At 28.4% G+C, this 23,193-nt stretch carries 26 protein-coding genes, 1 tRNA gene, 2 pseudogenes and 2 riboswitches; of the genes and pseudogenes, 14 read left to right on the top strand and 15 right to left on the bottom strand.

Annotated features, from left to right (window positions below; translation table 11 throughout):
- Positions 1 to 67 precede the first annotated feature (67 nt).
- Positions 68 to 168: riboswitch (SAM riboswitch) on the top strand.
- 230 nt (positions 169 to 398) lie between these two features.
- Entirely contained in the window at positions 399 to 1,355 is a 957-nt protein-coding gene (locus AB3K27_RS17960) for a methionine ABC transporter ATP-binding protein (RefSeq protein ID WP_368488719.1), read from the top strand.
- Position 1,356: 1 nt separating this feature from the next.
- On the top strand, positions 1,357 to 2,013 hold the full coding sequence (locus tag AB3K27_RS17955; protein ID WP_368488718.1) for a methionine ABC transporter permease: 657 nt from the start codon (positions 1,357 to 1,359) through the stop codon (positions 2,011 to 2,013).
- Between the two features lie 89 nt (positions 2,014 to 2,102).
- Here the strand turns inward: AB3K27_RS17955 and AB3K27_RS17950 are convergent, their stop codons facing one another.
- Complete coding sequence (locus AB3K27_RS17950; protein ID WP_368488717.1) at positions 2,103 to 2,864, bottom strand: cell wall hydrolase; 762 nt, start codon at positions 2,862 to 2,864, stop codon at positions 2,103 to 2,105.
- 6 nt (positions 2,865 to 2,870) lie between these two features.
- Positions 2,871 to 3,010: riboswitch (cyclic di-AMP (ydaO/yuaA leader) on the bottom strand.
- A gap of 280 nt (positions 3,011 to 3,290) precedes the next feature.
- Between AB3K27_RS17950 and AB3K27_RS17945 the strand changes: the two genes are divergently transcribed.
- The 6 genes from AB3K27_RS17945 (at position 3,291) to AB3K27_RS17920 (ending at position 9,695) form a co-directional block, all read left to right on the top strand.
- Positions 3,291 to 4,487: a DUF116 domain-containing protein gene (locus AB3K27_RS17945; RefSeq protein ID WP_368488716.1), complete on the top strand. Its 1,197-nt coding sequence runs from the start codon at positions 3,291 to 3,293 to the stop codon at positions 4,485 to 4,487.
- Between the two features lie 78 nt (positions 4,488 to 4,565).
- Positions 4,566 to 7,208, top strand: a complete 2,643-nt coding sequence (gene polA, locus AB3K27_RS17940) for a DNA polymerase I (protein WP_368488715.1) — start codon at positions 4,566 to 4,568, stop codon at positions 7,206 to 7,208.
- 24 nt (positions 7,209 to 7,232) lie between these two features.
- Positions 7,233 to 7,832 carry a dephospho-CoA kinase gene (coaE, locus tag AB3K27_RS17935; protein WP_368488714.1) on the top strand — a complete coding sequence of 200 codons (600 nt, stop codon included), beginning with the start codon at positions 7,233 to 7,235 and terminating at the stop codon, positions 7,830 to 7,832.
- Between the two features lie 44 nt (positions 7,833 to 7,876).
- On the top strand, positions 7,877 to 8,455 hold the full coding sequence (locus AB3K27_RS17930) for a lytic transglycosylase domain-containing protein (protein WP_368488713.1): 579 nt from the start codon (positions 7,877 to 7,879) through the stop codon (positions 8,453 to 8,455).
- A 133-nt stretch (positions 8,456 to 8,588) separates the two neighbouring features.
- Positions 8,589 to 8,673, top strand: a tRNA-Leu gene (locus AB3K27_RS17925).
- A 146-nt stretch (positions 8,674 to 8,819) separates the two neighbouring features.
- A complete protein-coding gene (locus tag AB3K27_RS17920; protein ID WP_368488712.1) occupies positions 8,820 to 9,695 on the top strand; it encodes an SDR family oxidoreductase in 876 nt (291 codons plus the stop codon).
- Between the two features lie 107 nt (positions 9,696 to 9,802).
- Here the strand turns inward: AB3K27_RS17920 and AB3K27_RS17915 are convergent, their stop codons facing one another.
- Genes AB3K27_RS17915 through AB3K27_RS17905 form a run of 3 tightly spaced genes read right to left on the bottom strand, consistent with a single transcriptional unit; the run spans position 9,803 to position 10,866 of the window.
- On the bottom strand, positions 9,803 to 10,375 hold the full coding sequence (locus AB3K27_RS17915) for a manganese catalase family protein (protein WP_368488711.1): 573 nt from the start codon (positions 10,373 to 10,375) through the stop codon (positions 9,803 to 9,805).
- A gap of 12 nt (positions 10,376 to 10,387) precedes the next feature.
- Positions 10,388 to 10,642: a spore coat protein CotJB gene (locus tag AB3K27_RS17910; RefSeq protein WP_011989245.1), complete on the bottom strand. Its 255-nt coding sequence runs from the start codon at positions 10,640 to 10,642 to the stop codon at positions 10,388 to 10,390.
- Positions 10,643 to 10,644: 2 nt separating this feature from the next.
- Positions 10,645 to 10,866, bottom strand: coding sequence for a spore coat associated protein CotJA (locus AB3K27_RS17905; protein WP_242951402.1), 222 nt, complete (start codon positions 10,864 to 10,866; stop codon positions 10,645 to 10,647).
- Between the two features lie 383 nt (positions 10,867 to 11,249).
- Between AB3K27_RS17905 and AB3K27_RS17900 the strand changes: the two genes are divergently transcribed.
- Positions 11,250 to 11,744: a spore coat protein gene (locus tag AB3K27_RS17900; RefSeq protein WP_368488710.1), complete on the top strand. Its 495-nt coding sequence runs from the start codon at positions 11,250 to 11,252 to the stop codon at positions 11,742 to 11,744.
- 72 nt (positions 11,745 to 11,816) lie between these two features.
- On the opposite strand, the gene AB3K27_RS17895 is transcribed toward AB3K27_RS17900, so the two are convergent.
- From AB3K27_RS17895 to AB3K27_RS17885, 3 genes are all read right to left on the bottom strand, one after another.
- Positions 11,817 to 12,602: a lecithin retinol acyltransferase family protein gene (locus AB3K27_RS17895; protein ID WP_368488709.1), complete on the bottom strand. Its 786-nt coding sequence runs from the start codon at positions 12,600 to 12,602 to the stop codon at positions 11,817 to 11,819.
- Positions 12,603 to 12,604: 2 nt separating this feature from the next.
- Positions 12,605 to 12,913, bottom strand: a complete 309-nt coding sequence (locus AB3K27_RS17890; protein ID WP_368488708.1) for a DUF4491 family protein — start codon at positions 12,911 to 12,913, stop codon at positions 12,605 to 12,607.
- Positions 12,914 to 13,110: 197 nt separating this feature from the next.
- Entirely contained in the window at positions 13,111 to 13,689 is a 579-nt protein-coding gene (locus tag AB3K27_RS17885) for a hypothetical protein (RefSeq protein ID WP_368488707.1), read from the bottom strand.
- A gap of 174 nt (positions 13,690 to 13,863) precedes the next feature.
- Between AB3K27_RS17885 and AB3K27_RS17880 the strand changes: the two genes are divergently transcribed.
- Together AB3K27_RS17880 and AB3K27_RS17875 are read left to right on the top strand one after the other, a co-directional pair.
- Positions 13,864 to 14,550, top strand: coding sequence for a DUF2953 domain-containing protein (locus tag AB3K27_RS17880; RefSeq protein ID WP_368488706.1), 687 nt, complete (start codon positions 13,864 to 13,866; stop codon positions 14,548 to 14,550).
- Positions 14,551 to 14,571: 21 nt separating this feature from the next.
- Entirely contained in the window at positions 14,572 to 14,931 is a 360-nt protein-coding gene (locus tag AB3K27_RS17875) for a GerW family sporulation protein (protein ID WP_368491275.1), read from the top strand.
- 101 nt (positions 14,932 to 15,032) lie between these two features.
- Here the strand turns inward: AB3K27_RS17875 and AB3K27_RS17870 are convergent.
- Positions 15,033 to 15,179 (bottom strand): annotated as a pseudogene (locus AB3K27_RS17870) (IS982 family transposase); the annotation flags it as partial.
- A 107-nt stretch (positions 15,180 to 15,286) separates the two neighbouring features.
- On the opposite strand from AB3K27_RS17870, the gene AB3K27_RS17865 reads away from it, so the two are divergent.
- A complete protein-coding gene (locus AB3K27_RS17865; RefSeq protein WP_368488705.1) occupies positions 15,287 to 15,862 on the top strand; it encodes a hypothetical protein in 576 nt (191 codons plus the stop codon).
- Positions 15,863 to 16,210: 348 nt separating this feature from the next.
- Here AB3K27_RS17865 and AB3K27_RS17860 read toward each other — a convergent pair whose 3' ends face one another.
- From AB3K27_RS17860 to AB3K27_RS17830, 7 genes are all read right to left on the bottom strand, one after another.
- Entirely contained in the window at positions 16,211 to 17,578 is a 1,368-nt protein-coding gene (locus AB3K27_RS17860; protein WP_368488704.1) for an ATP-binding protein, read from the bottom strand.
- Positions 17,565 to 18,251, bottom strand: coding sequence for a response regulator transcription factor (locus AB3K27_RS17855; RefSeq protein WP_368488703.1), 687 nt, complete (start codon positions 18,249 to 18,251; stop codon positions 17,565 to 17,567). Before AB3K27_RS17855 ends, AB3K27_RS17860 begins: the two co-directional genes overlap by 14 nt.
- 296 nt (positions 18,252 to 18,547) lie before the next feature.
- Entirely contained in the window at positions 18,548 to 18,964 is a 417-nt protein-coding gene (locus AB3K27_RS17850; protein ID WP_368488702.1) for a hypothetical protein, read from the bottom strand.
- Positions 18,965 to 19,826: 862 nt separating this feature from the next.
- Positions 19,827 to 20,051, bottom strand: a complete 225-nt coding sequence (locus AB3K27_RS17845; RefSeq protein ID WP_368488701.1) for a hypothetical protein — start codon at positions 20,049 to 20,051, stop codon at positions 19,827 to 19,829.
- Positions 20,052 to 20,217: 166 nt separating this feature from the next.
- Positions 20,218 to 20,475 (bottom strand): hypothetical protein, encoded by a 258-nt coding sequence (locus tag AB3K27_RS17840; protein WP_368488700.1) that lies wholly within the window; start codon positions 20,473 to 20,475, stop codon positions 20,218 to 20,220.
- A complete protein-coding gene (locus tag AB3K27_RS17835) occupies positions 20,472 to 21,137 on the bottom strand; it encodes a YidC/Oxa1 family membrane protein insertase (protein ID WP_368488699.1) in 666 nt (221 codons plus the stop codon). The genes AB3K27_RS17840 and AB3K27_RS17835 overlap by 4 nt, the downstream gene beginning before the upstream one ends.
- A gap of 97 nt (positions 21,138 to 21,234) precedes the next feature.
- On the bottom strand, positions 21,235 to 21,492 hold the full coding sequence (locus AB3K27_RS17830) for a hypothetical protein (protein ID WP_368488698.1): 258 nt from the start codon (positions 21,490 to 21,492) through the stop codon (positions 21,235 to 21,237).
- 37 nt (positions 21,493 to 21,529) lie between these two features.
- Here AB3K27_RS17830 and AB3K27_RS17825 point away from each other — a divergent pair.
- Positions 21,530 to 21,712: pseudogene (locus AB3K27_RS17825) on the top strand (IS3 family transposase); the annotation flags it as partial.
- Between the two features lie 507 nt (positions 21,713 to 22,219).
- Positions 22,220 to 22,906 (top strand): response regulator transcription factor, encoded by a 687-nt coding sequence (locus AB3K27_RS17820; protein WP_368488697.1) that lies wholly within the window; start codon positions 22,220 to 22,222, stop codon positions 22,904 to 22,906.
- The last annotated feature ends 287 nt before the right edge of the window (positions 22,907 to 23,193 follow it).

The following is a 23,193-nucleotide window of genomic DNA, read 5'->3' as shown; positions in this document are numbered from 1 at the left end:
AATGTAACCATTGACATTATGGGATTAAATTGATATAATTAAATCCGTAAATTGAATATGAATCTTGAACTTATCAAGAGAGGTGGAGGGAACAGGCCCATTGAAGCCCGGCAACCAATACGTTGTATAATGGTGCCAAGTCCTGCAGCGAAGGCTGAAAGATGAGAGAAATGTTATGGATGTTAAATCTGAGGTTTTCCTCAGATTTTTTAGTGCTGTATAATTTTATCCCAACGCTGGAATTAGCTAATACTCCCATCCTTTTCAAAGTGGGAGATAAGTACTGCTATGCGTCTGGATAAGTTATTCTAAGGTTCAGATGGAGAAAAGCATTTTTCTATAGCAAACTCCAATTGAACCTCTGAATTACTTGATTTATGGAGGGAAGGTGAATATTATTGATAAATATTAATAATGTTGGTAAGAGTTTTGATAATAAAGTTGTAATTAAAAATATAAACCTTAATATAAAAAAAGGTGAAATATTTGGAATAGTAGGACAGAGCGGAGCGGGGAAATCTACACTGCTCAGATGTTTAAATGGCCTTGAAACCTATGATACTGGAAGTATAAAGATAATGGACAAAGAGGTAAAAGATTTAAAAGGAAAAGAAATAAGAGTTTTTAGGAAAAATTTAGGTATGATATTTCAAAATTTCAATTTACTAAATAGGAAAAGTGTATATGATAATATATCACTTCCTCTGGAGGTATGGGGATATGATAAAAAGAAAATAAAAGCTAGAGTAGGGGAATTATTAAAATTAGTAGCACTTGAGGATAAGGCCGAGAGCATGCCAAGGCAATTAAGTGGAGGGCAAAAACAAAGAGTGGCTATTGCAAGAGCACTTGCTTTAAATCCCAGTATATTACTCTGCGATGAAGCTACTTCAGCCTTAGATCCTAATACTACCAAATCTATACTTGAACTCTTAAAGAAAATAAATAAGGAATTTGAACTAACCATAGTAGTAGTAACACATCAAATGGAAGTGATAAAAGAAATATGTAACAAGGTGGCAATTATTGACAGCGGGGAGATAAAGGTAGAAGGAGATGTGGAAGAAGTATTCCTAAGGCCAGGCGAATATTTGAAAAAATTGTTGGGAAGTGAAAATTTATTGCCGGAAAAAGGAATGAACATAAGAATATTTTTCCCAAAGGAAATAAGTCAGGATAATTTAATAACTTCTATGGCTATAGATTTAAATATAAAATTTTCCATAGTATGGGGAAAACTTGAGAGATTTCGAGATAATGTACTGGGAAGCCTAGTGATAAATATAAACCAAGAAGATAAGGAACAAATATGTAATTATCTTTCTTCAAAAAATGTAACATGGGAGGTGGAATAGTATGAGTTTTAGTGAAATATTTAAGCAGGTACTATTTCCTGCTGTAGGAGAAACATTTTATATGGTAATAGTTTCTACAGTATTTGCCGTAATTATAGGGTTTATACCTGCAGTTTTATTAATAATAACGCAGCCAGGGGGGCTTAGACCTAATAAAGCAGTTTATAAAGTTTTAGATGTAGTGGTAAATTTGCTTAGATCCTTTCCATTTATAATACTTATGATAGCCATCTTTCCTTTTACAAAGTTTATAGTGGGAAAAGCTATAGGTACTACAGCAGCGATAGTTCCACTTACTATAGCTGCAGCACCTTTTGCAGCAAGGGTAATTGAATCCTCTTTTAAAGAAGTGGATCCTGGAGTAATAGAGGCATCTAAATCTTTTGGGGCAAGTAATACTCAGATAATATTTAAAGTTATGCTAAAAGAAGCTCTTCCATCTATAGTACTTGGAATAACACTTACAGTTATAAGTGTAGTAGGATATTCTGCTATGGCAGGTACAGTAGGGGGAGGTGGACTTGGAAATGTAGCGGTAAATTACGGATACTACAGATTCCAGACTGACATAATGGTATATACAGTAATAATACTTGTAATAATTGTCCAACTGCTTCAAACTATTGGAGATATAATATATAAAAAACTTAATAGATAAAAATATATAAGGCGTGAGTAAATTAAACTATAGTTTTACTCATGCCTTAATTTTTAAAAATTAATTGAACTTATGTAATCAAATTCATACTAATATACAAATACCATTTTACCAACTCTTAAAGCAATGGGTTTTGACCAGAGCCAGGTATTTGTTGTACTATCATCAAAGTAATATAATGCACCATTTGTTGGATCGGAACCATAGAGTGCTTCATAAGCAGCATTTTTTGAATCTTCGGAAGCGGACTTGTTTATCCAGCCATTATATACAGGAGTAAATTGATAATAACCTCCCGATACTTCATATATTACATCTTTTATAGTAGATGGAAATTTTGAACTTTGAACTCTGTTTAATACTACAGCAGCTACAGCTACTTTGGCCTTGTAAACTTCTCCTTCAGCTTCAGCAGTTACCAATCTGGCCAGTAAATCTAAGTCACTTTCACTGTAGGGTACTATAGGATCTAAGGAGCTTGTACTTTTAAAAATTCGGCCTGCAGGTATGTTTAATACTTCACTTGGATAAATATACTTGTCCACATTGCTGTTAGCCGCAATTAGTGTGCTAAGAGATATGCCGTATTTTTTTGCTATTAAATAAAGGGTATCTGAAGGTTTTACAGTATATGTTTTAGAATCCACATATAAAACTTGATTTGGATATATCTCGCTGCCTTTTAGATTATTATTTTTTATAATGGTGTCTACGTCGGTTTTAAATAGTATACTTATTTTAAATAGAGAATCTCCTGACTTTACTGTATAATTAGCAGCATATACCTGTGTAAAAGACAACATAGAAAAAGTTAATGCAAATAGTAGTGTTCTGATTTTTTTGAAATTCATAAATAGATATCCTCCCTAATTAGCCTACGAGGTTAGTTGACAGGTTCGGAGAGGGATTGTCCTACTTTTTAATAAAAAGATTCACCTCAAATATTGTTATCCCCCGCACTTCATTCCAGTTTTGGAAGTTTAGGCTTGTTTTATAGTTGTTATTTTAACAGCATTTTTATAATATATCCTTATTAAATTGATGGATATATTGGGTTTAAAATGATCATGTGGATCATTATGTAAAATAAAGTGATTCTTAGGTTAAGGTGGAGTTTACTTATGAGAATGCTTTTCTCCCACTGTGAAGAATATGGAAATATTAGCTAATTGTTGTGTTTGGATAAATAAAAAGTAATGAAATAATTATAAAAGTAAAAACTATTGTTATCAATTCTAGTAAAAATGTGTGTTAATCACAATTAGGAGAGAAAATATATGAAAAATTATATAACTTATAATCTTAGAGATAAATTAAAAGATTCTGATGAGTATTATAAATTTATACCTGATTTTTCAGAACAGGTGTTACAAAAAATCAAAATTAAAGCAAATAATATAATAGACGATTTTAGGGCATATATTATAGATTTTAATATAGAACAATTGAGAAGTAGGGAAGAATATCAACTAGAAGTCTTGATCATAGGAGTTTTGTGGAATGTGTATTCAGAAAAATCTTTAGATTTACCTAAAATACCTTGTAAAACTTTATCTTTACTTTCAATTATGAGACAACGCTCCTGGATTTTTAAAAAGTGTATAGATAACATAAGAGGAAAAATGGCATATAGATATCTTTTAAACAGAGAGATTCATAAAGATAGGATTTATAATACAGTATATATAGAAAGTGACTTTCAAAAATTGATAATATGGCTTAAATCTACAGGAGAATTTAAATTTCAAGTTAGAAGAATGGAGATATGGAATTCATTTTTTAAGCATAATAATAAGGAATATGTACTTAATGCAGGTAAACTTATTGTTGAAATAGCAGATTGGTTCGAGAAAGAATCTATGGAAAGTCTCGGAAGGTATACTTTGAATGTAAAAAGTTTTTTAAACAATGAATATAAGTTTTATGGAACAAGAGAAGATAATATTTTTTGTGGGCGAAGAGAAGTTGAATATCATCTCAATATGGTGGGAGCAGAAATTTTAAATAAGGCTTTTAGAAAGACATTCTTAAAAACAAATGATAAAAAAGTGCTTCTTCCTGCATGTATGTGTTTAAAACCTTATGGAGTATGCAGAAGAAAAAAATCAGATGAAGGTTTTGTATGTATGAACTGCTCTGAAAACTGTAAAGTTAATATGTTGGATAGAATAGGGAAAAAGTATAATTTTAAAGTTTATATAGTTCCTCATGAAAGTAATGCTTTTTCTAATAAAAAACATATAAGATATGGAGATGTAGGTATTGTAGGTATTGCCTGTGTGTTGAATTTAATAGAAGGAGGATTAAAGGCAAGAAATTTGAATTTGGTACCTCAATGTGTTATTCTTGATTATTGTGGATGTAAAAATCACTGGCATAAAAGTGGTATTCAAACAGATATAAATTATAGAAAACTGTTTGAAATTTTACAAATCCCGAATAGTACATTGGGGAAAAATAACAGTAGAGAGTAAATATAGTAAGATGTTATAATAGAGAAGTTAGAAAAATTTAATTTTTAGATACTTAAGTAGAATTTTGGAGGTAATTTTATGTCTCAGGAAAAATTATTGATATTGGATGGACATAGTTTAATGAATAGAGCTTTTTATGCACTGCCTGATTTAACTAATTCAGAGGGAATTCATACAAATGCAATTTATGGATTTGTAAATATGCTGTTAAAAATGAAAAAGGAAATTGAGCCCAGTCATATAGTATGTACTTTTGATAGAAGTGCACCTACCTTTAGACATGATAAATATAGTGAATATAAAGCAGGAAGAAAAAGAATGCCCCCTGAACTGTCAGAGCAGTTTCCTATACTTAAGCAAATATTGGAGCTTTTATCCATAAGTATTTTTGAAATAGATGGATTTGAAGCAGATGATCTTATGGGGACATTATCTGTTTTTGCAGAAAAGAAAGGGATGGAAGTATATATAGTTACAGGAGATAGGGATGCCCTCCAGCTGGCTACAGATTCAGTAAAGATTGTCATAACCAAAAAAGGTATAACACAAAAGGAAATATACGATAGAAATAGCATTATAGATAATTATGGAATAACTCCCACAGAATTTATAGATGTAAAAGGGCTTATGGGAGATGCTTCAGATAATATACCAGGAGTGCCTGGTATAGGAGAGAAAACTGCCCTTAAGTTGATAAAAGAGTATAAAAGCATAGAAAACGTACTTCAGAATATAGATAACATTAAAGGAAAAAAAGTTCAAGAAAATTTAAAAAATTATATGAAACAGGCTGTATTTAGTAAAAAACTTGCTACTATTGTCACAGATGTTCCTATAGAAATGGATTTACAATCTATTGAATCCAAAGAACAGTATAATGCTGAAGGCTTAAGAAAATTATTTGAAAAACTTCAGTTTAAATCCTTAATAGATAAAATACCTAAAGTGGAGGAACAGGATAAAATAGAAGTGGAAAGCTTTCAAGTAGAATGTGATATTATAGATAATTTAAATAAATTTCATAATTTTATAGATTCTTTACAGTCTAATGATGCAAGAGATAATTTGCTTTACATTAATTTTAAAGTTATAAATGAAAATAGTTATTCTAAAAACTATATAGATGAAATATTTGTAAATATAGGAGAAAAAAATTTTGAAATACACATAAAAAAAATATATGATGAAAATAAAATTAAAACAGTGGAAACAGCTAAAATGTTGTTTGAAAATCCTAGCTTAAGTAAAGTGAGTTATGATGTAAAAGTACCTTGCAGTATATTGCATAAAATAGGAATAAAGCTTTTAGGCATAGAATTTGATATAAAGATAGCAGCTTATTTAATGGATCCGGCTAGAACCAACTATGAACTACCAGATATTATTAAGGAGTATCTGGGTATAGAAATCTCTAAGGAAATGGAAGATTGTTTTATAAAAGAAACCTTGTTGTTTAACAGATTATACTCTATTTTAAAAGAGAAAATATCAGATTCTTCTATGGATAAACTGTTGTATGAAGTAGAACAGCCACTTACTTTTGTACTGGCATCTATGGAATGTGAAGGATTTAAGGTAGATAAGAATAAGTTAACTGAGATGGAGGAAAAATTTAAAATAGAAATAGATAGGATACAAAAGGAAATATATTTTCTCTCTGAGGAAGAATTTAATATAAATTCTCCAAAGCAGCTTGGTAAAATATTATTTGAAAAGTTGGATTTACCTGTTATAAAAAAGACTAAGACGGGATATTCCACTAACGCAGATGTGTTGGAAAGATTACATGGTAAACATCCTGTAATTGAAAAAATAGTTTATTATAGACAACTTACTAAATTATATTCTACGTATATTGAAGGATTAAAAGGAGTAATAGAGCAAGATGGTAAAATTCATTCAAATTTTAATCAAACTGTAACTACTACAGGAAGACTTTCAAGCACCGAGCCTAATCTTCAAAATATACCTATAAAATATGAGATGGGAAAAGAAATAAGAAAAATATTTATACCGGATAATAAAGATTGTGTTATACTTTCTGCAGATTATTCACAAATAGAACTTAGGGTACTGGCTCATATATCAGAAGATGAAAATTTAATAAATGCATTTATAAATCATAGTGATATTCATACTAAAACTGCATCAGAGGTGTTTAATGTGCCTTTAGAGGAAGTTACACCTACACAGAGAAGCAATGCAAAGGCTGTAAATTTCGGCATAGTATACGGTATTGGGGATTTTAGTTTGGCCAGAAATTTAAATATATCAAGAAGGGAAGCAAAATCTTATATAGATGCTTATTTTGAGAAATATCCTAAGGTAAAGCTATATATGAATAATATAGTAAATCAGGCTGAAAGGGATTTTTATGTTACCACAATTCTAAATAGAAGAAGATTTATACCAGAAATAAAATCTTCTAATAAAATAGTGAAAGCTCTAGGGGAAAGATTTGCCATGAATACCCCTATTCAAGGAAGTGCAGCGGATATTATAAAAATAGCCATGGTAAATGTTTATAATAGGTTGGAAGAGAATAATTTTAAAAGTAAAATAATACTTCAAGTTCACGATGAACTGGTTTTAAATGTGTATAAAGATGAATTAAAGAATGTAAAGGACATCGTAAAATGGGAAATGGAAAATGTGTTTAATCTAAAAGTTCCTCTTGAAGTGGATATAAGTATAGGAGATAATTGGTATCAGGTTAAATAAAATAGTTAAGGGTGAGGGGAAGATATGATTAAAATAGGACTTACTGGAGGTATAGGAAGTGGAAAGAGTACTGTTTCTAATATATTGCGGGAACAGGGTCTAGCTATAATAGATGCTGATATTATAGCTAGAGGTGTAATGGAAAAATATATTGTAATAACGGATAGAATAAAGTCTACTTTTGGAGAGAAATTTATTGATGATTCGGGAAAGCTAAAAAGAAGAGAATTTGGAGATTATATATTTTCAAATAAGGATAAAAAAAATATATATGAAGATATAATAATGCCTTTTATTAAAAAAGAAATATTTGAAAAAATAGATGAGTTATATAAAAAGGGAGATAAGATCTGTGTAATAGATGGGGCAACTCTTATAGAAAGCGGATTTTATAAATATATAGATATAATTATACTGGTGTGGGTAAATAAAAAAACTCAAATATTTAGAGTAAAAGAGAGAGATCAATTGACAAAAAATCAGATAATTGATAGAATAAATTCTCAAATGTCTTTAGAAGAAAAGAGAAAATATGCTGATTTTGTATTGGATAACTCAAATACCTTAGATGAAACCAAAAAACAGTTAAAAGAAATATTAAATAAGATAACTATGAAATTGTAGGGGGTGGAGTGCCTTAAAATACAATATTTAAGGCATAAATAACATTGAAATCTAAAATGAAAATAGTAGTAGTACTATTAATAATAATGGCAATATTCAGTGCAAAAAGTGTGGTAAAATATTATTTTCCTTTAAAATATTCAGATTATATAGTAAAGTATTCTAAAGAGTATAATCTGGATGTTTATTTTGTAATTGCTGTAATTAAAACAGAGAGTAATTTTAAAAGATATGTAAAATCAAATAAAGATGCCATAGGTCTCATGCAGATAACTCCAGATACAGCTAAATGGGCAGCAGAAAAAATGAATATAATTGATTTTAATGAAGACATGCTATATGATCCGGAATTTAATATTAAAATGGGATGTTGGTACTTAAATGACTTGAAGGCAGAATTTAACAATGATATGAAGCTTGTACTGGCAGCATATAATGGGGGGAGAGGAAATGTACAAAAGTGGTTAAGTAATTCGGAGCATTCAACAGATGGAAAAAATCTTGATTACATACCGTTTAAGGAAACAGATAAATATATTAAAAGGGTTGAGGTAAATTATAGGATTTACAAATTTTTATATAAAGACCCCTTAATGAGTAATTTAACAATTATACATTATTAAATCTTAGTTGACAGCCCTATGAAAAGTGATTATAATACTATTGTAATGTTAGGCTGGGAGATATGGTATGTTTGAAGTTGTATGAATTAAATAATACTTTTATTATTTTAAGAATGTAAATAATGTGAAGAATGCGAAGGTGGCGGAATAGGCAGACGCACTACTTTGAGGGGGTAGCGAGTAACATCGTGTGGGTTCAAGTCCCATCCTTCGCACCAAAATAAATGATTTAAGTAGTTTCTAATAGTAGAGTAAGGTTTAACCTGCTCTTTTTTAATTTATTATATTTTATGAATTATAATTTTTATATCTACCAATACTATTGTTAATTGATTTTAAAATAGTATAGGAGGATTTATAAAATATGAATAATGAATTTTACTTAAACTTTCCTAAAGCTGTTCCTGAACAGATACAAAATAGACATCCGGGTATAGAATCTCAAATGAATCCCAGACCTGTATTTGAAGATCCAAATTACAATGGAAACAATAGGTTAAAAGACAAGGTCGCATTAATTACGGGAGGAGACAGCGGTATAGGAAGGGCAGTTGCTGTAGCTTTTGCAAAGGAAGGGTGCAATGTGGCAATAATTTATTATGACGAACATGATGATGCCAAATACACAAAAGAAATTGTTGAAAAAAATGGGAGACAGTGTTTGTTATTACCAGGGGATATTTCAGATGATAATTTTTGCAGTACTGCAGTTAAAAATACCATGGATAAGTTTAATAAGATAGATATATTAGTAAATAATGCTGGAGTACAATTTACCCAAAATAGTATTGAAGATATAACAAATGAACAGCTGGAAAGGACTTTTAAAACTAATATATTTAGTATGTTTTATCTTACCAGGGCTGCATTGCCATATCTTAATCCTGGAAGTTCTATAATTAATACCTCATCTATAACTGCTTATAGTGGTAATGAAACACTTTTAGATTATTCCTGCACAAAAGGTGCCATAGTGTCTTTCACCCGTTCTATGGCTTTATCTTTGATAGGCAGAAATATAAGGGTAAATGCAGTAGCACCGGGACCAGTATGGACTTCTCTTATTCCGTCATCCTTTAGTGCTGAAAAAGTAGGTAAGTTTGGTTCCAATAGTCCTATAAAAAGACCTGCACAGCCAGTGGAAATAGCACCAGCTTATGTATTTCTTGCTTCACCGGAATCTTCTTATGTTACAGGTGAAATTATACATATAAATGGAGGACAATTTATAGGAGGGTAGAATATCAAGTACTCCTAAAAAATAATAGTCCTCAAATAACAAGTTAAGAGTTAAAGAAATACTTATTTGTAATCCTTAACTCTCAATTTGTTAATTATCAATCATTATTAAAAGCATTTTTTAGTATCCATGAAGTCCTGTATTTGTACAAGAGCTTCTCCAAAACGTTGAAAATGGACAATTTCTCTTGCCCATAGAAATTTCAAAACATCTATTATGTCGGCATCGTCTGTTAACTTTATTAGATGTTCATAAGTTGTCCTGGCTTTTTGTTCAGCGGCCATATCTTCATGAAGATCTGTTATAGGATCTCCTGAAGCTTGAATATATGCAGCTGTCCATGGAACGCCATTGGCATCTACAGGAAAAGTAGCTTTACCATGCTGGGTATAGTGGGAAGCTAGTCCTGCTTCTTTAATTTCATCTATAGTAGCATCTTTTAATAGTTGATATATCATTGTAGCTATAATTTCAACATGGGCTAATTCCTCAGTACCTATATCTGTAAGTAGTCCTTGGGTTTTACCGGTAGGCATAGTATAACGTTGATTCAAGTATCTAATACCGGCACTTAATTCCCCATCGGGACCTCCGTATTGGGCAACCAGATATTTTGCCATTTGAAGGTCTTTACATCTAATATTTACAGGATGTTGTAATTTTTTTTCATAAATCCACATATATACTACCTCCTACATGTCAGATTCCCAAGGCCAGGGTTCATTTACCCATGTCCAGGGGTACTGACTTTGGGAGAAGCCAAAATTAAATAGAGCACCAAAGTTTAGTTCATATTCTCTTATAAGTTTCATAAGCTGTTTTGAGAATGTATTGAAGTCTGATAATGCTTTTTTGTTATCGGGAAAGTTATCTAAAAATATACTTAAATCTAGTGTAGCAAATTCCAATTGACGAATTTTATTCAGTAAATTTTCGCGGTTATCCATATTTATTTTCCTCCTACACAATCTTCATTTTCAGGGTAAGGCATAACAAGGTTTGGGAATATAGTACCTTTTTTTAATGCAATATTTAAAGGAAGTAGGCCTATATAAGGCTGCATAGGAACGTATGCTCTTGCAAGCCTTCTACCCGAAGAAGGAGGAAGATTAGAATTACGCATAAACTGGGGATTTACATAGGGAATAAATCTTGAATACAATATTTTCACCTCGTATATTCTCTCTACAATGATAATATATTCAAAGCTGTAAATTGTGTTAACGTAAATTATTTCAAAGATATATCTTGAAAAATTTATTAATATAGAGGTTTTAAATATATTGGTTTAATGATATAATCATGTTAATGAATATATTATAATGACTAATTTAATAAATAAGTTTGTGTAAACTCCCATAAATGTTTTTCACTATATAATTTGTGTACCCTCCAATTTATATATTTATTATTTACCGGGAGTTTACATAAATCTTTCTATATATTATACGATTAAGTAACTAGTATGGCTTCAAATGAAAATATATTTTATTTGAAGTTTTTTTTGTATAAATTTATTAATGGGGATACATAATAATTTTGGAGGTGTTTTTTATGTCAATGAATTTAGCTAATTCGGTAAGTTTAAGTAATAAGGAAAGGTCATTATTAGAAGATCAGAAAAGCCATGAAGCTGTATGTATACAGAAGTATACAAATTACGCTAATCAGGCAAGGGATTCTCAGTTAAAACAGCTATTTTTAAATAATGCTTCAATTGAGCAGGAACATTTAAACAGCATTAACAGCCTTTTACAGGGTCAGGTGCCTGATACAAATAACAAACAAAGTACAACTAATGTGAATTCAAGTATGAATAATTCTTCTAGTTCTTCTTTACCAGCAGGTAATCAGGTTTCTGATGCGGATATGTGCAAGGATATGCTTATGACAGAAAAGTATATTTCAGGTACATATGATACTTCCATATTTGAATTTAAAGATACAAATGTCAGGGATGTATTAAATCATATACAAAAGGAAGAACAAAAGCATGGAGAATCCATTTATAAGTATATGGAAAGCAAAGGACTGTATACAATTCAATAAAAGGTGTATTAAGTTTAAAGCGGTGATTTAACTAAGAGTTGTGGAAAATATTTTTCCATAACTCTCAACCTTTTATTGTAAATTTATACCTAGTGATGTAAATATTTTTATTTGAACCATTTCTTTTTCAGATAAATTTTCTAGCTGGAAGCATTCTGAATTATTTGTTTTACACCATATAACAAAATGCTCACAATTATTTTGTAGTAAATTATAATTTTTTTCTCCCAATCTTGTCTTTGCCCTTCTTACAGTTTCTCGAGAGTTAAATGGCACAGTGTTTTCTATATTTAAAATAAAGTAATTTCCCTTTCTAAAATAGGGCTCCATGTTTGTTTCTTGTATTTTAGCGTCTATGGCATTACCTGTACTGCTGCAATAGTGAATAACTTTGTTATTGCCTATATATATTCCCAGATGATCGTACTTGTACCCCATAAATTTATCAGTAGTTCCTACTATATCGCCATATTTAGGTTCTCCTATAAATTTAGATACTTTAATGGGAGGATGTTCTTTTACTTTAAAATATAATGTTTTATCTTTATTTATTTCAATACAAATTTTGCTATTTTCATGAAATCCATCTATAGGAGGATTTATTATGAGGGTTTTACCATCAACACTTAGAAATACATAGGCATAAATACTATTATTAGTTTCGTCTTTTATGGAAATATTTTTTGTGTCATTATTATTTAATTTAGTTTTATTATTCAAGGGAATTTGAATTTGACTGTATTTATAGATATAGGTTATTTCATTTTTTAATATATAATTTCTATATATAAAAATTAAAAGTAAGGATATAACTACTGCCAATAACCCTATTAGTTTTATAAAAAAGTGTTTGTTCATGTTTAACCTCTGAATCTTTTAAAATATGTTTTTATTATTTTTTTAGGAAACCAACCTTTTTCAACTCTTCTTTTCTGTTTGAATAACTCTAGTATTCCCCAAAGGAAAGTGAATCCTAAAATTCCCAAGAATGCAGATAGTATATTATTTTCTACTATGGTAGAAAGCAGTATGCTGCTGATGCTTATAATCAGAAATATAGGCCATATGCGTGCTCCTAAATGATATTCACCCTTTATTACGACAATATGACCAATACCTGTTAAAAGTAACATAAATAATCCTATAATAAACCCATAGTAATTGAACATTTAGTACCTCCTTGAAGTTTATATGTTATAATGACTTTAATATACAAATGCTGTAATATTTTATCCGAATACGGTAATTAGCAAATACTCCCAGCCTCTCCAAAGTGGAAGATAAGCACTGCTACGTGCTCGGATAAGTTCTTCTAAGGTTCAGCAGATGGAGAAAAGCATTTCTTATAAGCAAACTCCACCTGAAGCTAAGAGCCACTTGATGGTATAAATATTTTCACTTTATTTTCTATAAATTTTCCTTCATCATATTGAGTGTATATATTAGCATATATATCATTTACAGCAGATGATATTATGTTATCACCTTTTAGTTTTGTCATTTTATATCTAGCTATTTTTTCGTATTTAGGACTTTCTTTTTTAGTAGATACTATTTCTACAGAATCCTTTTCAAAATCTATAAGATTTGGCTCTTTAGCATTTCCTATATTTACAGTGTAAATTTTAATATTATTTTTTATTATTTGTTTTGTATAATTCTTATTAGAAGCTGAAATTGGAGATAAATTTTTAGTTTCAGTGATCTTGTCCATAATACCTACTTCTTTAGGGGATATAAGCCATATTAAAAGTGGAACAATAACTAATAAAAATATACACAATATGCACATTACAATTATATTTACAAACATTCTTTTTATCCAATATTCTAACAGTTGTTTTTTGTTAAATTTTTTATTTTTTAATTTTCTGTTTTGTCTTCTAAATAACAATGAGCCTAATAAAATACTTAATATTCCTGATAAATATAAAAAGAAAAGCACAATTTACCCCCCTATAAAGTAAACTTTATATAAAGTTTAGCAGAAACTATATCAAAAATATATATATTTAAATATTTTTTTAAGAGTTATTGCCATATAAACTTGTTTAGTTTTAAAATAGAAAGTAAGGATGAAAAGATCAAATTGTATTAAATTAGGGAGGGGATATTTGATTTGGTTTTTCTTAAAATAATAGGAATTATAATATTGCTCCTTATGATTTTTTTTATGGCTATAATATTTAATAATATAAAGTATAAAGTTCAATTAATTTATATAGAACATAAAATAGACTATGATATAAGAATAAGTACATTTTTGAATATCATTTCCATAATAGGAAAAGGTACTAATGAAAATATAGAAATTTTCATAAAAATATTATTTTATAAAAAGAAATTAAAAACAGATTTTAAACGTGATAAACGCAATAAAGATAAGATAAAATATGATATGGGAGGTATATCCTTTAACGTAGCAGATACAATTAAAATAGTTCATAAACATAAAGATTATTTAGTTAAATTTATCTCCATAATTAAACCTAAATATATGAAAATAGAAGGAAGTTATGGATTTAAAGATCCTTACATAACAGGAATACTAAGTGGATTTGTAGGAGCTATTTCTTTACTTTTACCTTCACATTCCATAAAATTAAATCCTGACTTTCTCAATAAAGTTTTTAATTTAAAAGTAAAGATTAGTGGAAAAACAAGAATCATACTTTTAATTATTTTAATACTTAAATTCCTTGTATGTAATGCATGTGAAAATATAATAATTAAATTAAAAGTAAAATTTAAAAGAAAATCAAAGATGAGAAAAAGTAAATTTAAAAGTGCAGATGAAATAAAATAAATTAATGGAGGAGAGGTAATTATCGTGGATATCAAAGAAAATGCAGAAGTATTATTCTCAAAATTAGAAAATTTTTTTAAAACAGAAACTGTTGTAGGTAAACCTATAAATGTAGAAGGTATTATTTTAGTACCATTTATAACTGTGACCTTTGGATGTGGAACTGGAGGAGGAGAAGGTTCTGATTCTGGAAACAAGCAAGAAGGGGTAGGTTCAGGACTTGGTGCAGGTGCAAAGATAACTCCGGATGCTGTACTTGTAATAAAAGATGATACAGTTAAAATGCTCCCTATAAAGAATAAGGCCAATATTGACAAGTTTATAGAATTAGTACCTGAAATAATTAGTAAAATAAGAAAAGATAAAGGAAAAAGTGAATAAGTTAACCTGTTGTGCTAAATAAAAATTTTAGCCATCAGGAATATTATAGTAACAAAAATATTCAGAGTATCCCTGGCATAAAATATACTTGGATTAATTAACCAAATGCCATCACGGCCATCTATATTGGCAGGAGTAAGAACAAAATCGGTTATAAATCCATTTAATGTAGTCAGCATGTGCAGCTTGTAGCCAAGATAGGTTTCCTTTTTGGAAGCACATTTACAATAAGTGGCTCCAAAACTTCTTTATAAATCACATAAAGTTCACATTGCTATTTGATACTATAACTATAATTTTTAGTTATAATATCAAATAGTAACAAATATCAATAAAAATTTAAAGGGGACCAAAAATGTTAAAAATGAAATACAAATTACTTTCAGCTTTAGTGCTTGCAGCGCCACTACTAGTAAATACAGGGATTGCCACAACAGTACATGCATGTGACAGCAGTAATAATACCAAAGTATCTAATGTAGTATTCCGTAATACAGGTTCGTCTAATATATTTGACGAAAATGCTTTTAAACATAATAGCTCAAATATAATTTATAAATCATATGTTTCTTTCGAAAACTTTAAAGCTAAATTAGATACTTTAGCAACAGCAGGAACTATAACGCAAGCTCAGGAGACAATAATATTAAATTTATATTATGACGGTAAAATCACGCTTGAAACTTTTGAAGCTCAATTAGATGCTTTAGTTGCAGTGGGAACTATGACACAGAGTCAAGCAGTATCTATATTAAATTTATTTACTATCTGGCAGCCTACTTTTGAAATACCGTCACCAACATTAGATAATAATTCAAAAAATGACAAACATGTATCTAATAATTTTAAAAATAATGATTCTGCATCTAATAATTCAGGACACAATAGTGGGTCATCCAATAATTGTTCAGGATACAAGCATTCAAAATAAATGTATCTCTTAATGTATCTAAATAGTTTGGACAACCTAGGAAGTTTTAGATGGAATTTAGCGGATTTTAATGATTAACCAATCTATAACTATAACTAAACTATATTTTAAGACTATATTGATAATGTCTATAGTTTTGTTGAACTATAAAAAATATTGTAGACATGTATTTGAATAAAGATAAATATATGCCTACAATTTATCCGAACGCGGTAATTAGCTAATACTCTCATTTTTTTCAAAGTGGGAGATAAGCACAGATAACGCGCATGGATAAGTTTTTCTAACGTTCAGATGGAGAAGAGCATTTCTCATAAGCTCTACCTGAACCCAAGAATCACTTGATGTTTAGCATAAATTTGGATATTTAATTATAAAGCTTACACCGTTTGATCTATTTACTGCTTTAATGTCTCCTCTGTAAAAGTTAATTATTTTCTTTGATATAGCAAGTCCAAGACCGAAATTCCCTTTTTTATCTTTGTACATGCTATCAAATATGCGTTCTATATCACTATTTCTAATAGTATTTCCATCGTTATAAATTTCAAGAACAGCAAAATTATTTTCCTCTTTTAGCGTTATTTTTATAGTAGTTTTTGCATATCTTAGTGCATTGTCTAGTATATTTTTTATAGAAATTATTACTTTTTCTCTATTGCCCCAAATGATACTTTTTTTAATATTTAGATCCCATTTAATGTTGTTGTTAAATGTTTCAAACCTGTGTATTATTTTGTTAAGAACATCTTCTAAATTCATATTTTTATTTTCTGTATTATTTTCTAACATATAGTCTAGGGTATTTAAATATAATATTTGTTTGATTTTTTCTTCAAGACTTATAGCTTCATCTTTTATTATTTCAGCTGTTTTTTCAACAGAATCTATATACATACCTTCTATGATTGCTTCAGCATGACTCATGATAACCATAACTGGTGTTTTTAAATCATGGGATATACTTTGAAAAAATAGCTTTTCACTTTCTTCAGCATACTTTAATTTTTTTTGCATCACATTCATAGAATTTGCAAGGCTTCCAATTTCATCATTACTTCTTATTTTAATTGGCTCTCCCCAATGTTTATTAGCTATTTTCTTAGTATAATCTTCTAATTCTTTAAGTGGTTTTGAGATGTATCCTGCAACAAGTTTTGAAGTAAAAAAAGCTATAAAGATAAATATAATACCTGTAAGGGTAGCTTTATAAAGTATACTTTTATCTAAAAAATATGGCATATAGGTGATCAAATATGCTTTTTCGGAATTTTGACTTTTTATTGGACTTATTATAAAAAGGAATTTAACATTATTATGGTATTTTTTAAACTGTTTCTCATCTTTTTCTATATATTTAATAAAGCCTGCTAACCATTTTTTTTCTTCATTTTTTCTATAGTCTTCTGGTAAATGTGATTTATCATGAGGGAAATGTACATCTATCATTATTACTTTATTTTTATCTATATCAACAATCAAATTTTGCATGTTAGTGAGATTTCTTAATTTATCAAACTTTAAGGGTTGATTTAAAATATTATTTTTTAATAATATTTCATGAGCCGTTTTTAAATCTTCAATCTTAGCATTTTCATCAAAAACTCTAAAAGTCACTAAATATAGAAATGAAATGCAGCAAATTATTGTAAGAGTTACGATTGTAAATACTACCCATATTCTAATCATTAATGATTCTGCCTTAAATATTTTCATGGCTGCTAACCAATTTATAACCATATCCGTATATTGTCTCTATGGTTAACTTATCTACTTTTTTTCTAAGCCTTCTTATAGTATCATCTACTACCCGGTTAGAACCAAAATAGTTATTACCCCAAATATTTGTCAAAATTTGTTCTCTTAAGATCAAACTATTCTTATTTTCAGCAAGATAGCTTAATAATTCAAATTCTTTATTGGTGAGTCTGAGTTCTTTGCCTTTGAATAAAACTATTCTTTGTTTCTTGTTAATGAAATATTCTCCAATTTGTATGTTTAAATTTTGTGTTTCATTATCAGTACCATAAATTTTTGCAATAAGGTTATTGGTCCGTATAACTAATTCCCTGGGCAAAAATGGTTTTGGTAAATAATCATCACTGCCGAGCTCCAACCCCACCACTCTGTCAAATTCTTCATTTCTTGCGGATATAAATATAACAGGTGTATTTTTGTTGTTTTGTTTTATGCATTTAATTAATGCATATCCATTTATATCTGGAAGCATTATATCTAGTATCCAAAGATCTGGCATATCTTTTATCCTGTTTTTCGCACAACTTCCATCAGAAAAAGTAGTTACATCATAGCCCTCATTTTTAAGGTACTTCTCAAGTAAAATGTTTAAGTTATATTCATCCTCAACCAAATATATCTTTTTAGACAATTCCATCACCTCAACTTAAATTAGTATTATAGTTGAGCAAAATTCTAAGGCTTTTATTCTAATAGGTTCATAATACTTATAATAGGTGACTTTTATTAAACCATACAGATATTCCTCTATACTCAAATTTTTTTACGTAGGATTAATCACATAATTAGAATTATATGGTTATACATAAAAATTAGAGAAAAGTTTTTTTATTAACTTCCCCCTAATTTTTTATGTGTTATATTTAACAAAATATTATTTGACTAAAGTTTATATATTTACTTAAAATTTTTTAAATTTAATAAACTTTATTTAGAGGGATTATGTGGTTTTATATTATGAGTCTGATTATTATGTGCCGGTATTTGCCAACTAGGCCCCCAACCACTAAATGCATTTAATATAGACACTGCTTGATTTTGTGTTATAGTTCCTGCTGCAACTAAAGCATCTAATTGAGCCTTAAAAGTTTCTCTGGTTGTTATTTTATTATTATAATATAGGTTCAATATTATATTTTCCTGGCTTGGACTTATAGTTCCTGATGTTACTAATCCATCTAATTTAGTTTCAAAGTTTTCAAAAGAATAATAAGATTTATAAACTATACTGGTCTTTGCATTATTAACAGAAGATGCTTGTACCGTTGTAGCAATCCCTGTATTTACTAGTAGGGGCGCTGCAAGTATTAAAGCTGAAAGTAATTTGTATTTCATTTTTAACATTTCTAATACCTCCTAATTTTTTACCACATAATATGTGATGAATTGTTTTATTTAATTGTTTCTTTTAAAAAATTATAACTAATGATTGTGGGCATAGTATCAAATAGTTATGTGAAGTTTGTGTAATTTATAGTTCAACCCGTAAAAACTTGCATTCTTGTATCTGGAGTAAGTTTACAAAAGAATAAAAATGTTTATTTAATTTTTCACTTATGATTTAAGTAAGTATTTTTAATTTATAAATATTTTATCTGTAATTCGTAATTTATGTGTAGCTCTCCAACTCTTTTATACTAAAATTAAGGTTGGATCAAGAAGCTTCCTTGCCTCTGTGAAGTAGCCAACATACAACTGAATAAATTCAATAAAGAAAAATACACCAAAATATTGACTGATATCTGATAGTAATCTTCTTCTATTTCTGAATTTATATAAAAAATGAATTATTGCATAATTTAATTATGCAACAGCTCATTTACAATTTAAGAAATACTTTAATTTTTAACACAACAATATCTTATTTTTGCCGATGTGGTATTGTTTTATAAATGTAATCAATTTTTAATTTGTTTAATGAACATTATTTTGTCCAGCTACATTAGATGACGAAGTAGTATTGTTTGTCTTATCAAGTATTTTTTTGTTATTATGTGAGTCTTTAGATGGAGCTGGTATTTTCCAACTAGAACCCCAACCACTAAATGTATTTAGTATAGACACTGCTTGACTTTGTGTTATAGTCCCTGATGCAACTAAAGCATCTAGTTTAGATTTAAAATTTGCAAAAGAGTAATAAGATCTTCTATTTTTCTACAAATTCATTTCTTTTATGTCAAAAACAAATCTGCACCTAAGATTGATTTTAAATAAGTATTAATTTTAATGTAGACAGTGTATTCATGTAATCTTTTTTTTCATCACTTAACATCATTTGAACGGATGTTCTAAAAAGTGTACCCAATATCAACTTAGATAATGAAATTGAAGAATATGTCTTTAGTTCTTCATGATTTATAAAATTATTTAATATATACTTTTCAATTAATTTAGTTAGCCCATCAAAGAGATTTTTAAGAAGTTTTTTCAAGGATTCTGAATTTCTTTGAAATATTCTATTAAATATACTGTTCTTTCACTTTCTGTAGTACCTTTTTTTAAATTGAAGTTGGATACTCTTTTAACCGTCGGACATATTCGTCCCATTTTCAACTGACATATCTATAAACTCATCTGAAGTAACAGTTTTTATATTCTTATTTGATACCGCCACTGAAGCACCAATTTGTATTTTTTAATATATTTTCGATATATTCTTTTACTGATGGCATTTCATTGTAGTATTTTTTTATACTTATAATTTTGCTCTTTGTGAATTCATCTCTACTTGTCTTTTCAGCAAGCTCAAATAATTTATTTACATCTTTTTCTGGATTTTTATTAATTATTTGAAAGCCGGTTCTTATTGCGGTTTCTTTTAATTTTCTTTTAGAATTGTCTAAATCAAATTTCATAAAAAAGTCCTCCTTTTAACTTTATTATTATATTTTACATTTAAATTTGGCTCTTTTTTTATAATAAATTTGTTCATAAACATCTGCTGAAATATTTGATATATATTGCTTATTATCCAGTAAAGTCCCATGCCTGCAGGTACCTGAAATGAAATAAATCCAGTCATGATTGGCGATAATAAAAGCATATTTTTCTGAATAGAATCTTGCATTTTATTTTCAGATGTATTAAGCATATTCTTTATAGTAATCATGTTATGAGGTATAGTATTGAATAATTTGTCAATTATGGATGAATTTATTTCAAACATATATTTTAGAGGCTGGGATACAACGTAATAAAGAGAAAATAAAATAGGTATTTGTAGTAATAGTGGAAGACATCCTTCTGCCGGATTTATGTTATTTTCCTTATACAGTTCAATCATATGCTGATTTAACTTTTCACTATCATTTTTATATTTTTCCTGAATCTTTTTTATTTTCGGCTGAATTTCGCTAATTTTTGAGGTTGATCTATACTGCTTTATATATAGTGGAAGCAGTAATGTTCTTATAATAACTGTCAACAGAATAATGGCAATTCCGTAATTTTTAAATGATAATACTTCATACATGAACCTTAAAATATGCCCTGTAGGATATGCAATAAAATCAAACATAATAGTTATCCTTTCTTATCTTTTCTAATATTGTTATTAGGTATATATTTTTTCTATCTTTTTAATATAATTTTTAGTACCCTTATTAAGATCAATTTTAGAATATATTTTTAAATGCAATTTTGATTTTATAGATTTTATCATTTACTACACCTCTAATATTTTGATTTATAATTTCTAAATTTACAATCATTATTCTAGGGCATGCTTTTAGAAATCTTTCATATTTCATTATTTTATTATAGTAAGTATTTACAGGAAAATTTAAACGATTGATAATTATATTTCTAAGTTTTAATGTATCAATTGTAGATTTTATTGTATCCAATACTTTAAGTTTTTTAATAAAACGCATGGCATCACATTGGTATATCTTCTTTGTAAAGATTTAAAGGAAAAGAAAATTCAAGGCAACTACATACTCCGCTTATAAACTTCCGGTAGCTGAAAATCTTTTAAATCAAGGTTTTAAAGTTAAAAGTCCAAATTCTGTGTGGGTGACTGACATCAGTTATATTGGTACACATGAAGGCTGGCTATACCTTGCAACTGTAAAAGATATATTTACAAGAGAATGAATTATTATATATAGATAGAAACTATGTTCTTGATTTATAGATCACATAAAGTTCACATTACTATTTGATACTATAACTATAATTTTTAGTTATAATATTAAATAACAATAAAAAATTTAAGAGGGATCAAAAATATTAAAAATGAAATGCAAATTATTTCAGCTTTAATACTTGCATCACCACTGTTAGTAAATACAAAGATTGTCATAACTGTACATGTATGTGATAGCAGTAATAATACCAAAGTATCTAAATAAGTATCTCGATAAATGATATTTTATGAAAAATCGGAGAGAAGTCAAAGGTTTCTCTCTAACTTTTTATAGATGACCATACAATCATTAATCACGTGATTGTCGTAATGTAAAAAATTTGAATATATAGAAATTCTAGTTGTACATTTTAATAATAAAAATTACTTTTTATAAATCTTATGAATTTATTAAAATAAAGACCTTAGAATTTTACTCAACTATAATGCTGATTTAAGTTGAGGTGATAGAGTTGGCTAAAAAAATATATTTAGTTGAAGATGAATATAATTTAAATATTTTACTTGAAAAATATATTAAAAATGAGGGCTATGATGTAACTACCTTTTCTGATGGAAGTTGTGCGAAAAACAGGATAAAAGACATGCCAGATCTTTGGATACTAGATATAATGCTTCCGGATATAAATGGATATGAATTAATTAAATGTATAAAACAAAATAACAAAAATACACCTGTTATATTTATGTCCGCAAGAAATGAGGAATTTGATAGAGTGGTGGGGTTGGAACTTGGCAGTGATGACTATTTACCAAAACCATTTTTACCCAGGGAGTTAATTATACGAATCAATAACCTTATGGCAAAAATTTATGGTACTGATAATGAAACACAAAATTTAAACATACAAATTGGAGAATATTTCATTAATAAAAAACAAAGAATGGTTTTATTTAAAGGTGAAGAACTCAGACTTACTAATAAGGAATTTAAATTATTAAGCTATCTTGCTGAAAATAAGAATAGTTTGATTTTAAGAGAACAAATTTTGACAAATGTTTGGGGTATTAACTATTTTGGTTCTGATAGAGTTATAGATGATACAATAAGAAGACTCAGGAAAAAATTAAGTAAATTAACTATAGAAACGGTATATGGATATGGATATAAGTTGGTTTTTAACCCTAAAGATACTTAAGACAAAATCATTAATAGCTAGGTGTTCAAAAGTTTTTTGTTAAACACTAAAATTGTTAGTTATCAGCGTGCTGATATTTTATTCACAAGATGCGTATGTTAATACGCATTTGTATTTTGGGAAATATCATTTTGGTTAGGTTAATTGCTTCTTTTATTATATATACGGAATATGCAGTTATTTTTGTCATTTGTTATTATAGCAAAGAAGATAATAATTTTAATCGTTCTTTACAATTCCTTTCCCAATTTGATTCTTTTTTCTTCTTTTAAACAACACTTTATTTG

The sequence above is a fragment of the Clostridium sp. BJN0013 genome (genome assembly GCF_040939125.1).
Classification (GTDB): domain Bacteria; phylum Bacillota; class Clostridia; order Clostridiales; family Clostridiaceae; genus Clostridium_B.
The sequence above is the reverse complement of the archived record's forward strand: the minus strand, read 5'-3'. Positions and strand labels throughout refer to the sequence as shown.

Excerpts from the sequence above, each read along its gene's own strand:
- AB3K27_RS17915 (WP_368488711.1), bottom strand. The coding sequence starts at position 10,375 with ATGTGGATTTATGAAAAAAAATTACAACATCCTGTAAATATTAGATGT.
- AB3K27_RS17945 (WP_368488716.1), top strand. The coding sequence starts at position 3,291 with ATGAAAAATTATATAACTTATAATCTTAGAGATAAATTAAAAGATTCT.
- AB3K27_RS17920 (WP_368488712.1), top strand. The coding sequence starts at position 8,820 with ATGAATAATGAATTTTACTTAAACTTTCCTAAAGCTGTTCCTGAACAG.
- AB3K27_RS17955 (WP_368488718.1), top strand. The coding sequence starts at position 1,357 with ATGAGTTTTAGTGAAATATTTAAGCAGGTACTATTTCCTGCTGTAGGA.
- AB3K27_RS17910 (WP_011989245.1), bottom strand. The coding sequence starts at position 10,642 with ATGGATAACCGCGAAAATTTACTGAATAAAATTCGTCAATTGGAATTT.
- AB3K27_RS17860 (WP_368488704.1), bottom strand. The coding sequence starts at position 17,578 with ATGAAAATATTTAAGGCAGAATCATTAATGATTAGAATATGGGTAGTA.
- coaE (WP_368488714.1), top strand. The coding sequence starts at position 7,233 with ATGATTAAAATAGGACTTACTGGAGGTATAGGAAGTGGAAAGAGTACT.
- AB3K27_RS17830 (WP_368488698.1), bottom strand. The coding sequence starts at position 21,492 with ATGCGTTTTATTAAAAAACTTAAAGTATTGGATACAATAAAATCTACA.
- AB3K27_RS17890 (WP_368488708.1), bottom strand. The coding sequence starts at position 12,913 with ATGTTCAATTACTATGGGTTTATTATAGGATTATTTATGTTACTTTTA.
- AB3K27_RS17865 (WP_368488705.1), top strand. The coding sequence starts at position 15,287 with ATGTTAAAAATGAAATACAAATTACTTTCAGCTTTAGTGCTTGCAGCG.
- AB3K27_RS17895 (WP_368488709.1), bottom strand. The coding sequence starts at position 12,602 with ATGAACAAACACTTTTTTATAAAACTAATAGGGTTATTGGCAGTAGTT.
- AB3K27_RS17850 (WP_368488702.1), bottom strand. The coding sequence starts at position 18,964 with ATGTTAAAAATGAAATACAAATTACTTTCAGCTTTAATACTTGCAGCG.
- AB3K27_RS17835 (WP_368488699.1), bottom strand. The coding sequence starts at position 21,137 with ATGTTTGATTTTATTGCATATCCTACAGGGCATATTTTAAGGTTCATG.
- AB3K27_RS17840 (WP_368488700.1), bottom strand. The coding sequence starts at position 20,475 with ATGAAATTTGATTTAGACAATTCTAAAAGAAAATTAAAAGAAACCGCA.
- AB3K27_RS17950 (WP_368488717.1), bottom strand. The coding sequence starts at position 2,864 with ATGAATTTCAAAAAAATCAGAACACTACTATTTGCATTAACTTTTTCT.
- AB3K27_RS17900 (WP_368488710.1), top strand. The coding sequence starts at position 11,250 with ATGTCAATGAATTTAGCTAATTCGGTAAGTTTAAGTAATAAGGAAAGG.
- polA (WP_368488715.1), top strand. The coding sequence starts at position 4,566 with ATGTCTCAGGAAAAATTATTGATATTGGATGGACATAGTTTAATGAAT.